16 protein-coding genes and 1 other annotated feature are annotated in these 15,105 nt (G+C 51.6%); of the genes, 14 read left to right on the top strand and 2 right to left on the bottom strand.

Annotation, left to right across the window (positions count from 1 at the left end):
- From EJQ19_RS07515 to EJQ19_RS07465, 11 genes are all read left to right on the top strand, one after another.
- The coding region (locus tag EJQ19_RS07515) for a DUF2953 domain-containing protein (protein ID WP_164716368.1) at positions 1 to 307 on the top strand (307 nt) is incomplete at its 5' end.
- Between the two features lie 112 nt (positions 308 to 419).
- Positions 420 to 902 carry a GerW family sporulation protein gene (ytfJ, locus tag EJQ19_RS07510; RefSeq protein WP_126140586.1) on the top strand — a complete coding sequence of 161 codons (483 nt, stop codon included), beginning with the start codon at positions 420 to 422 and terminating at the stop codon, positions 900 to 902.
- 170 nt (positions 903 to 1,072) lie between these two features.
- On the top strand, positions 1,073 to 2,272 hold the full coding sequence (locus EJQ19_RS07505; RefSeq protein ID WP_126140585.1) for a D-alanyl-D-alanine carboxypeptidase family protein: 1,200 nt from the start codon (positions 1,073 to 1,075) through the stop codon (positions 2,270 to 2,272).
- Positions 2,273 to 2,309: 37 nt separating this feature from the next.
- A complete protein-coding gene (locus EJQ19_RS07500; RefSeq protein ID WP_126140584.1) occupies positions 2,310 to 2,909 on the top strand; it encodes a nucleoside recognition domain-containing protein in 600 nt (199 codons plus the stop codon).
- A gap of 6 nt (positions 2,910 to 2,915) precedes the next feature.
- Positions 2,916 to 3,452: a spore maturation protein gene (locus EJQ19_RS07495; protein WP_126140583.1), complete on the top strand. Its 537-nt coding sequence runs from the start codon at positions 2,916 to 2,918 to the stop codon at positions 3,450 to 3,452.
- A 62-nt stretch (positions 3,453 to 3,514) separates the two neighbouring features.
- Positions 3,515 to 4,261: a pseudouridine synthase gene (locus tag EJQ19_RS07490; RefSeq protein ID WP_126140582.1), complete on the top strand. Its 747-nt coding sequence runs from the start codon at positions 3,515 to 3,517 to the stop codon at positions 4,259 to 4,261.
- An 82-nt stretch (positions 4,262 to 4,343) separates the two neighbouring features.
- Complete coding sequence (locus EJQ19_RS07485) at positions 4,344 to 4,877, top strand: redoxin domain-containing protein (protein ID WP_126140581.1); 534 nt, start codon at positions 4,344 to 4,346, stop codon at positions 4,875 to 4,877.
- Between the two features lie 32 nt (positions 4,878 to 4,909).
- On the top strand, positions 4,910 to 6,571 hold the full coding sequence (gene resB / locus EJQ19_RS07480) for a cytochrome c biogenesis protein ResB (protein WP_126140580.1): 1,662 nt from the start codon (positions 4,910 to 4,912) through the stop codon (positions 6,569 to 6,571).
- Positions 6,568 to 7,827 carry a cytochrome c biogenesis protein CcsA gene (ccsA, locus tag EJQ19_RS07475; protein ID WP_126140579.1) on the top strand — a complete coding sequence of 420 codons (1,260 nt, stop codon included), beginning with the start codon at positions 6,568 to 6,570 and terminating at the stop codon, positions 7,825 to 7,827. The genes resB and ccsA overlap by 4 nt, the downstream gene beginning before the upstream one ends.
- A 47-nt stretch (positions 7,828 to 7,874) precedes the next feature.
- Positions 7,875 to 8,588, top strand: a complete 714-nt coding sequence (locus EJQ19_RS07470) for a response regulator transcription factor (protein WP_126140578.1) — start codon at positions 7,875 to 7,877, stop codon at positions 8,586 to 8,588.
- A complete protein-coding gene (locus tag EJQ19_RS07465; protein WP_126140577.1) occupies positions 8,588 to 10,474 on the top strand; it encodes a sensor histidine kinase in 1,887 nt (628 codons plus the stop codon). The genes EJQ19_RS07470 and EJQ19_RS07465 overlap by 1 nt, the downstream gene beginning before the upstream one ends.
- A 306-nt stretch (positions 10,475 to 10,780) precedes the next feature.
- Here EJQ19_RS07465 and serA read toward each other — a convergent pair whose 3' ends face one another.
- The gene (gene serA, locus EJQ19_RS07460; protein WP_126140576.1) at positions 10,781 to 12,361 is read right to left on the bottom strand and encodes a phosphoglycerate dehydrogenase; all 1,581 of its coding nucleotides are present in this window, start codon (positions 12,359 to 12,361) and stop codon (positions 10,781 to 10,783) included.
- Between the two features lie 72 nt (positions 12,362 to 12,433).
- Positions 12,434 to 12,666 (bottom strand) — a binding site (T-box leader).
- A 237-nt stretch (positions 12,667 to 12,903) separates the two neighbouring features.
- On the opposite strand from serA, the gene EJQ19_RS07455 reads away from it, so the two are divergent.
- On the top strand, positions 12,904 to 13,227 hold the full coding sequence (locus EJQ19_RS07455) for a rhodanese-like domain-containing protein (protein ID WP_126140575.1): 324 nt from the start codon (positions 12,904 to 12,906) through the stop codon (positions 13,225 to 13,227).
- 49 nt (positions 13,228 to 13,276) lie between these two features.
- Here EJQ19_RS07455 and EJQ19_RS07450 read toward each other — a convergent pair whose 3' ends face one another.
- Complete coding sequence (locus EJQ19_RS07450; protein ID WP_126140574.1) at positions 13,277 to 14,197, bottom strand: hypothetical protein; 921 nt, start codon at positions 14,195 to 14,197, stop codon at positions 13,277 to 13,279.
- A 90-nt stretch (positions 14,198 to 14,287) separates the two neighbouring features.
- Between EJQ19_RS07450 and EJQ19_RS07445 the strand changes: the two genes are divergently transcribed.
- Positions 14,288 to 14,896 carry a CPBP family intramembrane glutamic endopeptidase gene (locus EJQ19_RS07445; RefSeq protein ID WP_126140573.1) on the top strand — a complete coding sequence of 203 codons (609 nt, stop codon included), beginning with the start codon at positions 14,288 to 14,290 and terminating at the stop codon, positions 14,894 to 14,896.
- Positions 14,893 to 15,099 (top strand): hypothetical protein, encoded by a 207-nt coding sequence (locus EJQ19_RS31750; RefSeq protein WP_164716367.1) that lies wholly within the window; start codon positions 14,893 to 14,895, stop codon positions 15,097 to 15,099. Before EJQ19_RS07445 ends, EJQ19_RS31750 begins: the two co-directional genes overlap by 4 nt.
- Positions 15,100 to 15,105: the final 6 nt, after the last annotated feature.

Raw genomic sequence — 15,105 nt, 5'->3', positions numbered from 1 at the left:
AGTAGGGCTCGGGGATGCGCCGGAAACGGCGATTACGACGGGGGCGGTATGGGGGATCAAATCTTCACTAATTGGCTTTGGCGCTCGCTATGTGCAGATGACGGCCAAACCGATGGTCAACGTCGTGCCCTTATATAACCAGAAGCAATTCGCTACGGAGCTTCATATGAAAGGGCGAATCCGGATGTGGTGGGTGCTCAAAGCCGGCATACGGTTAGTTGTCCGTGCGGCGAAGGTAAAAGGCGGGCTCCGCACATGGGTACAATTGGTGCTGAAAACGAGGGCGAGATTTAAACCCGCATCCTAGAAATCACGTACATAACAGAATTCTTCTAAGGGCATTCTACAAATGAACCATGTTAATGTTTTGTCGATTGCGCCGCATGCAGCGGTTAAAACAAGCCAAGGAGGAATTGCACATGTCCGAACATCCGATTGAAGGCCTCATGAAAGTCGCCATGGAAAACATAAAGGAAATGGTCGATGTGAATACGATTGTCGGCGACCCCGTTGAAACGCCGGATGGCAGCGTAATTATGCCGATCAGCAAAGTGGGATTCGGTTTTGCGGCGGGAGGCAGCGAATTTGTGACTGACTCCGAAATTGAGATTGAAGGTTCGTCTGTCAATCGCGTGGATTCGCTGAACGCCAAGGTAGCTCTGCCCTTCGGCGGCGGCAGCGGCGGCGGTGTGTCGATTACGCCGATTGCGTTTCTTGTGGTCGGTAAACAGGGCGTGAAGGTTGTTCCGCTTGACAATCAAACGCACATTTTGGAGCGTCTCATCGACTCCGCCCCGCAAGTCGTTGACAAGATTCAAAGCATGATGAAAGGTATGGGCGCGAAGACGCCTTCCGCTGCTACCAACATAACAAATGTCGAGAATCAAAATTTCATTGTCTAAATATGGTCTCGTTCGAGCTGCCCTTAGTGGGCAGCTTTTTTTTATTTATGAATGCTCTCACCGTGCCCCCAAATATTCGCTGTCCGACATATCCCTTGTCCGCGCGCATATACTTGTACAAAGTTTTGTACAGGCAATGGACCAAAGTTCGCAGGCGTAGGGGGATTCCAATGAAATCGAAATGGTTATATTTGCTCGTGTGCTGTTCACTGCTCGGGATGCTGCTGGCACCGGGAACGTACGAGAAGGCGGAAGCGGCTCCGCCGGGCATCTCCACGAACGCGGTCGGTGCTTCCCTCGTAGATGTGGCTTCCGGGCGGGTTTTGTATAGCGTCAAAGGGGACACGCCTATGCGCATTGCTTCTTTGACGAAAATTATGACTGCCATCATCGCGATTGAAGAGGGCAATCTGGACGATATGGTCACGGTGAGCCGCAACGCCGCAGGCAAAGAAGGCTCCTCCATTTATCTCAAGCTAGGCGAAAAAATGCGGCTGCATGATATGCTGTACGGTTTGATGCTCCGTTCCGGCAATGATGCGGCGACGGCGATCGCTGAGCACATCGGCGGCAGTGTGGACGGCTTCGTCTATTTGATGAATGAGAAAGCGAAGATGCTGGGCATGGATCATTCGCATTTTACGAATCCGTCGGGTCTGGACGAAGGGGAGGGGCACCGTTCCTCGCCGAACGATATGGCCAAGCTGACGGCGTATGCGCTGAAAAACAGCGTCTTTCAGGAAATTGTCTCCACGAAGCTGAAAAAAGTGCCCAATCCGAACGAAGCCTGGGACTATTCATGGCTGAATAAAAACAAGATGCTCTCGCTCTTCGAAGGCGCTGACGGCGTGAAAACCGGGTACACGAAGCTTGCCAAGCGCTGTCTGGTGTCCTCCGCTACGCGCGGCGGCCAGCAATTAGTCGTCGTAACGCTGAACGATGGTGATGACTGGGCCGATCACGGCCGGCTCTTGCAATACGGTTTCACCTACTTCCCGCTGAAAACGGTTGTGAAGAAAGGTGACCCGATTGAAGGAACGAATTTCGTCGCCGGCAATACATTCATGTATCCGCTCGCAGAAGGGGAGACGGAAAAGCTGACATTCCGTACAACGCTTACGGATCCGCTGTCCACGAACTATCGCTTGGCGGAGCGCGGAACGGTGCAATTTTCCCTTGGCGGGAAGCCAATTCAATCCATCCCATTGTATGAGAAAGGCAGCCCCTTGTTGGAAAAGCCGTCCCAATCCTCGTTTTCTTTTCAACCAAGCCAGCCCTACAAGGAAAAATGGTACACCCAGTACGGCTTTGCGATACGCGCACTCATCGAGCATTTATTCAGTATTTCCGGTTCTCCGTGGGCGGACTGATTCCGCTGCCGGAAAGCTGTGAGAAGGAGGAATATCCATGGTCAATTGGATTTGGCTATTTTTCATCGTGGTCGGCTTCGGGTTTGCTGCAATCAACGGCGATGTGGAGGCCGTTACGCAGGCTGCCTTCGACGGGGCCAAGAGCGGCGTAACCGTCTGCTTCGGTCTGATTTCCGTCCTCGTCTTCTGGATGGGGATGATGCGAATCGCCGAAGACGCCGGCATTCTCAGCAAAATGGCCCGGCTGCTGCAGCCGGTTGTACGCTTTTTGTTTCCGAGCGTTCCGAAAAATCATCCCGCGATCGGCTACATCATGTCCAATATGAGCGCGAACATTCTCGGGCTTGGCAACGCGGCGACTCCGATGGGGATTAAAGCGATGCAGGAGCTGCAGAAGCTGAATCCGGACAAGGATACGGCAAGCACGGCGATGTGCACGCTGCTGGCGCTCAATACGTCCAGTATTACGTTGATTCCGACGACGCTGATCGCGATCCGAATGAATTTTAATTCCATGAATCCTGCGGAAATTGTTGGGACGACGCTGATGGCGACGATCATTTCGACGGCTGCCGCAATTTTTGTGGATCGCTGGTACCGGCGTTCCCGTTCGCCCATCCCTCCGCTGAAAGGATGATCTCCTATGTATGGCATCGTTTCCCTCATTTCGGCCTGGGCGATTCCCGTTATGATCGTATTCATTCCGTTGTATGCCGCGTATCGTAAAGTACCAGTCTACGAATCGTTCGTAGAAGGTGCCAAGGACGGCTTCGATACAGCGGTCAAAATCATTCCCCATCTCGTCGGCATGATGGTGGCGATCTCCGTCTTTCGCGCTTCGGGCGCGATGGATTTCGTGATCGGTTGGATGCGGCCGTTCTTTGAACGCATCGGTGTACCGACGGAGGTGCTGCCGCTCGCGATTCTCCGCCCCATTACAGGGGCGGGCTCGTTGGCGTTCACCACCGATCTTATTGAACAATTCGGCCCGGATTCGATGATCGGGCGCATCGCGTCCACCGTGCAAGGCAGCACGGATACGACGTTGTACGTGATAACCGTCTATTTTGGAGCCATCGGCATTCGAAAAGCGGGCTACGCCCTCAAGGTCGGCCTGATCTCGGACGCCGTCGGATTTATTGCTTCCATCGTCATCTGCTATCTCGTTTTCGGGACCTGACCGCCTTACCCTTGTGATTTGCCGTTAAGTCCGTTATCATAAGCATGAGGTGAAAGCGGACAATGGAAAGACTGCAAAAAGTATTAGCGGAAGCGGGGATTGCTTCCCGCCGCAAATGTGAAGAAATCATCTTGGCGGGGCGTGTCCAGGTGAACGGAGAAGTGGTCACGACGCTGGGTGTGAAAGTAAATACAGAGGAAGATGAGATTAAAGTAGACGGCCGGGCGATTGGGCAGCAGCAGAAAATATATGTGATGCTGAACAAGCCGAAGGGCGTGATCACGAGTGCGACGGATCCGGGCGGCCGCAAAGTGGTGACCGACTATTTGCCGGGGATCAAGGAACGGGTGTATCCGGTCGGTCGGCTCGATTACGATACGGAAGGGCTGCTTCTGCTCACGAACGACGGGGAGTTTGCGCATTTGCTGACCCATCCGAAGCATCACGTGCCCAAGACGTATTTGGCGACAGTCAAAGGTGTTCCGCACGGCTCGTTATTAGACAAGCTCAAAATGGGCATACAGTTAGAAGACGGCATGACAGCGCCTGCCGAAGTGGAATATGCGGACGTGAATCCGGATAAGAAGGAATCGGTTATTCAGATTACGATTTACGAAGGTCGCAACCGTCAAGTCAGACGGATGTTCGAAGCGATTTCGTTTCCTGTCGTCAAGCTGAAGCGCGTTAAGTTCGGTCCGATCTTCCTGACGGGGCTTCCGAGAGCCAAGTATCGGCATCTGACGCCGAAAGAAGTCGAAGAGCTGAGAAACGAGGCGCTCAAGTCACATAACGTTCAAAAAGGCCAATAAGAATTGGCCTTCTTTTCGTTATAATAAGGGTATAAAATCATGGAAAAAATAACATTGTCCAAAAAGTGAAGGTGATTCTTTCGTGGGTCGGCATAAGAAATGGGTACAGATCGGGATTTTTGCCGTCGTGCTCATTATTGGCGTGTTTACGATTATTACAAATTTATCCGCTTCCAGCGGCAAGAAGTATCCCCAAGAGGGGGATAAGGCGCTCAACTTCTCCTTGGTTGGCTTGGACGGGAAGACGCATGAATTGTCGGAATATAAAGGTCAGCCGGTGCTGATTAATTTCTGGGGGACGTTCTGTCCGCCGTGCAAAGAAGAAATGCCGGATCTCCAGAAACAGTACGACAAATGGGCCTCCAAAGGCGTCGTTTTCCTGGAAGTGAATATCGACAAAAATAAAGTGACGGTTCAAGGCTTTATGGATCAATACAAGCTGAATCTACCGGTGCTGCTCGATGCGAACGAGGAGGTTCGGAGAGCTTACGGCGTCATGGACTATCCGACAACGTTTTTTATCGGGAAAGATGGCAAGGTCGCTGTGAAAAAAATCGGCCAAATGACCGAAAGCTTTATTGAGGAAACGTTAACCGGCCTGGTCGGCAAATCTTAATTCGCAAGTTCGTTTAAGGCAGGGAGGTCAACATGTTTTACAATACAAAATGCGACTGTGGGCATCAGAACCCGACAGGTACAACGCTTTGCGAATCTTGCGGGAACCCGCTGATTGATGCGGACGGACGTGATATTCTGGAGATGCGGTATGACGGCATGGCTCGCCGCTCCCAGAAATCCAATCCGTCCATGCTGGATAAAGTCTGGAATTTCTTTTCTTCGGTAAAAATAGCGGTATGGATCATCGTGTTTACGCTTCTCGCTTCAGCTGTCGGCACGATCTATCCGCAAGAGAATACGTTTCTGGATATGGACCCGGTCCAGTATTATGCGGACAATTACGGGACACTCGGCAAAATTTATTACGCCCTCGGCCTCTCGCATACATTCAGTTCGTGGTGGTTCATTACGCTGCTCTTCATGATCGGGACGTCGCTCGTCATTTGCTCGCTCGACCGCGTGCTTCCGCTGTACCGGGCGCTGTCCAAACAGCAAATTCGCAAGCACATGAACTTCCTGACCCGGCAGAATGTGGCGCTTACGACAGAACTTCCGGCTGGCAGCGACGAAGCGGGTTGGACAAGCAAGATGGGCGATGTGCTGAAGAAAAAACATTACCGCGTACATACGGACGGTTCGGCGCTGCTCGCCGAGAAATATCGATTCAGCCGTTGGGGCCCTTACATCAACCACATCGGACTTATCATTTTCCTGATCGGCGTTCTGATGCGCAGTATCCCGGGGTGGCACATGGATCAGTACATGGGCATTCTGGAGGGCGAGACAAAGCCGATTCCGCATACGTCCTACTACATCAAGAACGAGAAGTTTACGCTCACCTTGTACGATGACAACGAATTGCCGGAAAGCATTAAGGAGAAAGGGCAAATCGTTCCGAAAACGTACGAAACGCAAGCCGTGTTGTACCACTGTACGGCAAATTGCGACGATGCGACGAAGGAGCCGGTGCTCGAAGAAGTGCACCGTTCCGATATTTTGGTCAATCATCCGTTAGATTACAAAGGCTTGCAAGCGTATCAATTTAATTATAAGGTATCTCCGCTCCTGATTTCGGTGAAACCGACGCTGAGCAATCCGGCGACGGGGGAGAGCTACGGTTCGTTCGATCTTCCGATGACGAATCCGAAAGACGAATATCAGGTGGGACCTTATAAGCTCAAGCTGAAAGGCTACTATCCCGAGTTCGGAATCGAGAATGGACAGCCGATATCCAAATCCAACGAGCCGAATGCACCGGCGTTTATTTTCAGCATCACAGGCCCTGGATTGGCGGACAAAGGCGAGCCATACATGTACTTCCCTCGCCAGATCGATCAAGAGACATTTTCCCAAGATACGATTAATGGGGAGATGAGTAAAAAGCTGAAAATCGCCGTCGGCTCCATGGAAGGCGTGAAATTCGCGAATTATACGACGTACCTGAACATTCGCGTCGATAAAGCGATGCCGTACATCTGGGTTGGCGCTGCGATCTTTATGATCGGTGTCATTATGGGCTTCTACTGGCAGCACCGCCGTATCTGGATTCGCATTGACGACGGCAAGTTGACCCTGGGTGGGCATACGAATAAAAACTGGTTCGGCTTCCGCAGTGAGGTCGCCGCAGCCTTGAAGAAAAACGAGATTGAGATTTCACCGAAATCATTAGCAAATGGAGGAACCCAGAGGTGAACGTAAACTCTGTCAGCAGTACGTTTTTATTAATCGCATTTTTTGTTTACTTGCTTGCTTTCTTCTTGTTCGTTCTGGCGATTACCGGCAAACGCTGGAGCAATCGCGATCCGGAAAAACATACAAAGCAGTGGGGATTTGTCGCCTTTCTTACCTCCGTGGTCGGTTTTGCCTGCCACGTCACGTTCTTCTTTACCCGATGGGCGGAAGGCGGACACATTCCAACGTCCAACATGTATGAATTCATGACGTTCCTTGGTATGATGATCATGTGTGCGTTCCTGATTGTTTATCTGATTTATCGTACGCCGGTGCTTGGCGTGTTCGCGCTGCCGGTCGGCTTTATCATTATCGCTTACGCTTCCGTGTTTCCAAGTGAAGTGCAACCGCTCATTCCGGCGTTGCAAAGCTACTGGCTCAAAATTCACGTAACGACAGCGGCCACAGGCGAAGCGTTCTTCGCAGTAGGCTTCGCAGGAGGTTTGATGTACCTGCTTCGCTCCGTGAGTTATGAAGGAACGTCGAAGACGGACAAACGTGAGCAAAGAGGGCTGGAGCTAACCCTTTTCTTCATACTCATGCTGGTTGCTTTTATCGCTTCCATTTTTACATTCAACGGCAGCGGCTACAAGGCACTTTTCGTCAAAGAAGTCATCTCGACGGATACGCAGGGCGCGCAAGTGACGAACCAAGTGAACGAGACGTATGTATTGCCCCCAATCGTTCAGCCTTACGATATGAAAGTGGTGGAAATGAAGCCTTTCCTCGGTATGAAGGAGCCGCTCTTCACAGCGCCGTCCTGGATGGAAGGGGCAAGTGCAGGACGTAAGCTGAACACGGTCATCTGGTCGGTGCTCGGTGGTCTTGTTCTGTACGGCCTTGCTAGGCTGGTAACCCGAAAACCGCTGGGAGCTTCCATCGGATCGGCGGTTAAAGGCATGGATCCGGATGATCTGGATGAAATCTCTTATCGAGCTATTGCGATTGGTTATCCGATCTTTACGCTGGGCGCTTTGATCTTTGCCATGATTTGGGCACAGGAGGCGTGGGGCCGGTTCTGGGGCTGGGACCCCAAAGAAGTATGGGCACTCATTACGTGGTTGTTCTATGCGGTCTTCCTGCATTTACGTCTATCCAAAGGCTGGCAGGGCAAGAAATCGGCTTGGCTGTCCGTTATCGGTTTTATCGTCGTAATGTTTACACTTGTCGGGGTGAACCTTGTCATTGCGGGGCTCCACTCCTATGCAGGCGTTTAAGTAACCTAAACGGTTCGGATATTTTATGGAGAAGGATGTGACGAGTGATGGAAATGAAACCTAGTATTCTCGTTGTGGATGATGAGGAACGGATTCGCCGCTTGCTTCGTATGTACCTGGAAAAAGAAGGCTATGCGATCGAGGAAGCCGAAGACGGCGAAACCGCGCTGCGCATGGCGACGGATACTGATTTCGACCTTGTCCTGCTGGATGTCATGCTGCCGGGCATCGACGGCATCGAAGTGTGCTCACGGCTGCGCCAGGTGAAATCGACGCCGGTCATTATGCTGACGGCGAAAGGCGAAGAAACGAACCGCGTCAGCGGTTTTGAAGTCGGGGCCGACGATTATGTCGTTAAGCCGTTCTCGCCGCGCGAAGTGATCTATCGCGTGAAAGCAATTCTTCGCCGCTCCTCGGCGACGGCGTACTTGTCGAAGGATGCGAGCTCGAGCAACAACATCGTGTTCCCGAATCTTGTGATCGAGCACGATGCGCATCGCGTGACTGCGGCCGGACAGGAAGTGGCGCTGACGCCGAAGGAGTACGAGCTGCTGCACTATTTGGCGGTGTCGCCGGATAAAGTGTTCTCTCGCGAAGAACTGCTCAAGGATGTATGGAACTACGAATTCTTCGGCGATCTGCGGACCGTCGATACGCACGTCAAGCGTTTGCGTGAAAAGCTAAACAAAGTATCCCCGGATGCCGCCGCCATGATTACGACTGTGTGGGGCGTAGGCTATAAGCTCGAGGTGCCGAAATAGTGTTTATTCTTAGAAGCGTAGTAGGTAAACTGTGGTTGACCATTATTGGCCTGGTTGGAGTCGTTTTGCTCATACTGGGCTTTTTTCTTGTCAATTATTTGGAAAATTATTTCTCGCAGGCCAAAGATCAGCAGGAAAGCTTGCGCGCCATGGCGTCGAAGTTTTCGGCCGAAGCGACGCAGCATATGTACAATGAGCAGTTCTATGAGCTGAGCAACGAACTGCTCAGTTTCCAGGATGCCCGCCTGCTGGTCGTGAATCTGGAAGGCAAAGAGATGATTATCCCCGATACGCCAGGGAGTACGTTAATCGATTTCCACGTTTCGGATTTTTTTACGCAGGCTGAGCTGCAGGAGGTGTACTCCGGCAAAACGCTTAAGAAGACGGTGAATTCGGCGACGAAACGGTTCGGCAGCGGCACGGAGTATCTCGTCGTCGCTGTACCGCTGTATAACCTCCAGGGCGTACCAGCAGGCGCGACGTTGGTCTATCAATCGCTGCAGTCTTTAGAAGCGACGCAGAACTACATGCTCAAGTTGTTTGTGTATGTGTCTATCGTCGGGTTTCTGATGACGACTTCCTTTGCCTTTTTCCTTTTTTCCCGCATCACGCGACCGCTCCAGCAGTTGAAAAAAGCCGCGGACTTCATCACGATGGGGGAATACGGCACGCGCGTGCCGATTACGTCGAAGGACGAAATCGGTGAGCTGGCGAAGACGTTCAATCATATGGGCGAGAAAATGCAAGACAGCATTAACGCCTTGAGCGAAGAGAAGGAGCACTTGTCGAGCATTCTCCGCAGTATGACCGACGCGGTCATCACGGTCGACAGCAACGGCTCCGTCATGCTCAGCAATCCGCAAGGCGAGAAGATCGTTGAAGAGTGGAGCGTAATCGAATGGGACGACGCCGACGGCGAGCCGCCGCGTTATCCGAAGCCGGATCCGTCTTTGGGCGATTGGGGGCTGACCAGCTACCGCAATCCGTACTTGACGCCGATCCCTGTGCCGCTGATTCCGCTCTTCGAAGCGGTGGTTGAGTCTTCATCAGAATGCGCGACCAAGCTTCATGTGCAAAATAGCGTATGGTCCGTTGCGATGACGCCGCTCTATTCGTCCCAGGACCATGTGCGCGGCGCCGTCGCCGTTCTCCGGAATGTAACGGAGGAAGAGCGGCTCGATAAGCTGCGCAAAGATTTCGTGGCGAACGTCTCGCATGAGCTGCGTACGCCGATTTCGATGCTGCAGGGTTACAGCGAAGCCCTGCTGGATGACATTCCGACGACGCCGGAGGAGCGCGTCGAGCTCGTGCAGGTCATCCACGACGAGTCGCTTCGCATGGGGCGCCTCGTCGGGGACCTGCTCGACCTGGCCCGGATGGAAGCGGGCCAGATCGAGCTTTCCCTCAGGGAGGTCGAGCTCGACTCCCTGATGCGGCGCATGCACCGGAAATTCTCAGTGCTGGCGAAAGACCGCGGCATTCTGCTGAGCGCAGAATTGCCGGAAGAGCCGCTCATCCTGCAGCGCGCGGATGAGGATCGTTTGGAGCAGGTGTTCACCAACCTGCTCGACAATGCGTTCCGGCATACGGCCGCTGGGGCGCGTATTGCCTTAACGGCACAGTCGGCGGTCTACAAGGACCGGCCTTCCATCCGCGTCGATATCAGCGACGAGGGGAAGGGGATTCCGGCCGACGACCTGCCTTACATTTTTGAGCGCTTCTACAAGGCGGACAAAGCGCGCACGCGCGGCACGACGGGCGGCACAGGCCTCGGCCTCGCCATCGTCAAAAACATCATCGACGCGCACAACGGCAGCGTCACGGTGCACAGCGTGCTCGGCCAGGGTACGACGTTCACGATTTACTTGCCAAGCGAAGCAGGATAGCCGTTCGCTTCGGAGCAACACCGCATTTCGACATAAAGAAAAGGCGTTTGCCGAGATTCCTCTCAGCAAACGCCTTTATTTGTAGAATATTCAGTTAAAATCTTGTTGCTCGTGAAACAATTTGAGCCTAGTCGTCTTTTGATCACGAAGCAAGTCAAGAAGCGAATTCGGCATCGAATCTTGCGTTCACCTTTCGAAGTGCGGTGCTCATGTAGGTTTTGCCTACACTCCGCGCCTCCTTCTTCAGATTCTCGCAACCTTCTCGGTGCTGAAAACCCAACTTTTTGAACTTTCTATTTGATTTGCTTATAAAGTAAGAGCGCGAACATTCACGATTTCAGCTTGCTCCACGAGGGATTCCAGCACCTCGGCAGGAGCTGCTTTATCCACAGTCAGTACCATGATCGCAGAGCCACCGATCACTTTACGGCCTACTTGCATCGTTGCAATGTTAACGTTATTGCTGCCGAGCAGCGTACCTACGCGGCCAATGATGCCTGGTTTATCGTTATGGGAAATCAAGAGCAGATTGCCTTCGGCTGCGAAGTCGACCGGATATTGATCGATGCGCACGATGCGCTCGCCAAAGCCGGCAAGCAGCGTACCTGCAAGTGTTTTCTCTTCTTGTTTGGTTTTCACCGTTACCGTCACCAGGTTGGTGAAGGAGCTCGAAGCGTTCGATTGTTGAACGACGATGTTCACGCCGCGTGTTTTAGCAAGGTGCATCGCGTTAATAATGTTGATCGACTCGAGTTGGTTCTGGAACAGGCCTTTGACGATGTAACGAGTCAGCGGGCTTGTATCGACGTCTGTCAACTCGCCGGCATAGTTAATGACGATTTCGGAAACAGCGCCTTGCGCGATTTGTCCGAGCATGGAACCGATCTTCTCGCCAAGACCGAAGTATGGCTGCAGCTTGTTCATGACGTTCGCCGGTACAGGCGGCATGTTAACCGCATTTTTGAACGGCTCGTTGCGCAGGATGTGAAGCACTTCTTCGGATACGTCAATCGCCACGTTTTCTTGGGCTTCAATCGTGGAAGCACCAAGGTGAGGCGTAACGATTACTTTCGGATTGTTCAGGAACGGATGATCTTTTTGTGGGGGCTCAACTTCGAACACGTCGAACGCTGCGCCGGCTACAGTGCCTTCTTCAATCGCTTCGATCAACGCCATCTCGTCGATGATTCCGCCGCGTGCGCAGTTGATGATGCGAATACCTTTTTTCATCAAGTCAAATTGTGGTTTGGAGATCAGATGGCGCGTTTCCGGTGTCAGCGGCGTGTGAACCGTAATGAAGTCCGCTTGCGCTGCGATTTCATTGACGGTACCGAGCTTCACACCCATTTTCTCAGCGCGTTCTTCGGTGAGGAACGGATCGTAGCCGATGACATTCATGCCGAATACTTTCGCGCGTTTCGCCACTTCGCTGCCGATACGGCCCATCCCAAGGATACCGAGCGTTTTGTTGCGAAGCTCAACCCCGATGAATTTGCGGTCCCATTCGCCGCCGACCGTTTTCTTGTAAGCTTGCGGGATCATACGGGCTGTGGACATCATCATGGCAAAAGTCAGCTCGCAAGTCGCGATCGTATTGCCATCCGGTGCGTTGATGACGATAATGCCGCGTTTGGTTGCCGCTTCAAGGTCGATGTTGTCAACGCCGACGCCTGCGCGGCCGATGACTTTCAGCTTGGAAGCTGCGTTCATGATCTTCTCGGTCACTTTCGTTTGGCTGCGAACGAGCAGGGCGTCGAATTCGCCAATGATGGCAACGAGTTCATCCTCGGAGAGTCCGGGCTGTTTCACTACTTCAACATCGGCAGCATCGTAAAGCATTTGAATTCCCATGTCACTAATTGGATCGGATACTAAAACTTTGTACATGATTTCGTTTCCTCCTTAGAATTGAACATAAAAAAACTCCCAACCCGCGGATACAGACATTACGCCTATAGCCAAAGGGACGAGAGATTGCTTTCGTGGTACCACCCTAATTCGCTGCCCATTCGCACGGGAAGCCTCAGTTGGTCTTGCGACCTGGGACGATAACGTGTCCCTACGACGATTGCATCTACTTCCGTTCAATGCAATAACTCTGGAGTGCTCCGCAAAATGTTCACTGCCGATTCCCACCAACCATCGGCTCTCTGTAAGCTACTTAGCTTGCTTGGCTCCGTCAACGCTTTAACTTGCTATAGAATTTTCATTAGATTACCATGCGTATGAAGTGGTGTCAATACATGTCGAACGGAATTCACACCGAAGTCATAATTGTCTAAAAGTAATCTTTAAATCGTGCTTGCCCTTAATCTTAATGCATCAAACAAGAGAAATCAATAACCGATTGGTTGAATTTTCGCCTCTTTTTACGGTATGGTAGAAAGGAAGCGAGCGATCGGGCTTTGCAGGTCAGAGGAGGGGTAACTATGGACGTGAAGAGCATACATCCGGCGGAATTTCTGAAAGCTTTGGATAATCAAACCATTGATCATGTGGGCATTATTGATGTGAGGGAGCAGCACGAGTGGGAGTACTACCACCTGGAGGAAGCGAAGCTTGTGCCGATGGGGCAAATCCCTTATCGGATGGGCGAGCTGCCGGAGAACAAACCGATTTATGTGGTGTGCGCGCATGGCGTTCGCAGCTACCGTGTGGCGGAATATTTACTCGAGAACGGCTTTGAAGACGTCATCAACGTCGACGGCGGTATGGCGGCACTGGCTTTGTTGCGGGGCTTTCAGTACGATTAACGGCAAAGAGCAGCTTGTCCGGACGTGTCCGAACGAGCTGCTCTTTCTGTTAATTGACACTTAGGAAAAATGGCAATTGCGGAAGCGTTTCGTTTCCATACCATTTTGCTTTGCTTTTAACGAAGTCGCCTGCTCTGACGGCATTTGTACTTAGCAGCAGGTCCATCGTCTGATTGACGTCGTTCACATTTAGCTTCTTGGCCTGGCCATTGGCGATAAACTCATCAATGCGAGCAGTCAAATCCTGCGGATAGAAAGGAACAAACGACTTACTATTCAGAAGCTTTGCTGAAATGTACACATTTTTTACATTCAAATTCATGGCCCGCCATTGATCCAGATTCGCTGTGTTCACCGGATCGAAGTATTCGATGTCGGGATCCAGCGTGCCGTTCCAAGCCAGAATGGCTTCAAAGTAATTTTTCTGTGCCGTCAAACTCTGGGTCTTGGCTTCCAGGAAGTAGGGATCTTTTTGAATCGTGTCCAAGAGCTGCGCTTGACTCATGCCATTGGCTTTGGATTGAAAGCTGCCAAGGGCGTCGGAGAACAGCTTCAAGCTTTTTAAATAACCTTGCAACGACTGAACGAGCAGGGGCGACGAAGCGGGCATCGTTTTGCCTTGCAGAGCCGCGTATTTCTCGTCGGCAATCTTGCTCAGCTCCTTAAGCACCGCAGCGCTGTCCGTGGCGGCGTTGCCCGCCTCGATTTGACTCATCTGTTCGAACCATTTATTCTGAAATTCCCTAAAGGGTAAAAAGATGGTATGGTAATAAGATACGAGCACTTGCTGATCGTAGGCGCCGATTTCCGGTGCCGCCGCTTTGTCGGCGTGAATGATTTTATCATATTTTTCATCGGATTTGAGTTGACCTAGCTTCAGCCCGTAGAAGAAGGCCCCCAGGATACAGACCAGCATAAAGATAAACATGAGTGCGAATAAATAATCGGTGCGGGTAAGACGCTTATCCATAATTCAAGCTCCTTGTTGTCTCTTTTATATTTACCTAGTATAGGCGATCCGGAATTAAAAAGGAATATGTGAGGAAATGAGGCGGCTTCCTTGAAAAAATTCGATTTTAAAAACTTCCGCATCGGGAAAGTCGATCTGAACGAGTTAAACGATCGCGTCCTGCTGCTTAATCTTTACTTTACACAGCTGCTTACCCTTATTATCGGACTGGCATTGGTATTTTTTCAGAGCAATTTGAAGTTATTTTCGATGTTTACCGTCACGGGCGGCTGGAAAATTGTGATCTGGGGCTTGTTGTTCGGCATCGCCGTGCTCGGGTTCGACTTGCTCATCTCCCGTTGGGTTCCGAAAGAAGTTGCGGATGACGGCGGCATTAATCAAATGCTTTTCGGCAACCGTCCAATTTGGCACATTGCTCTGATTTCTTTCATTGTGGCCATGTGCGAGGAAATTTTGTTTCGCGGGGCGATCCAGCACGCTTGGGGACCCTACTGGACGAGTATTTTGTTCGCCGCTATCCATGTTCGCTATTTGCAGCACTGGCTTATGACGGGGATGGTTTTCTGCATTTCTTATGGCTTAGGTTGGATTTATATTCATACAGGAAGCCTATGGACACCGATTATTGCCCATTTTATTATTGATATGGTGATGGGTTGTATACTTCGGTTCAGCAAGGAGGAAGAGCAAGCTTCATGAAGGAAAGTGAATTCCAACGCACACCGCTGCGATCGAGAGCGCAGCAAGAGGCGTCGAAGGATGAGACATATTTACCGCCTCGCGGGACTGTGCATCCTTCCGAGAGAGGCAAATGGACGGTACGTTTTTATTTGGCCCTCGTTTGGCTTTTTGTTGCTTTAGTTGCCGGGCTAACCTTTTGGGGGATCAAGAACTATTATTAGAAATCG

It is taken from the genome of Paenibacillus whitsoniae, from assembly GCF_003955665.1.
Taxonomy (GTDB): domain Bacteria; phylum Bacillota; class Bacilli; order Paenibacillales; family NBRC-103111; genus Paenibacillus_E; species Paenibacillus_E whitsoniae.
This window is presented reverse-complemented; position numbering and strand designations above follow the sequence as displayed.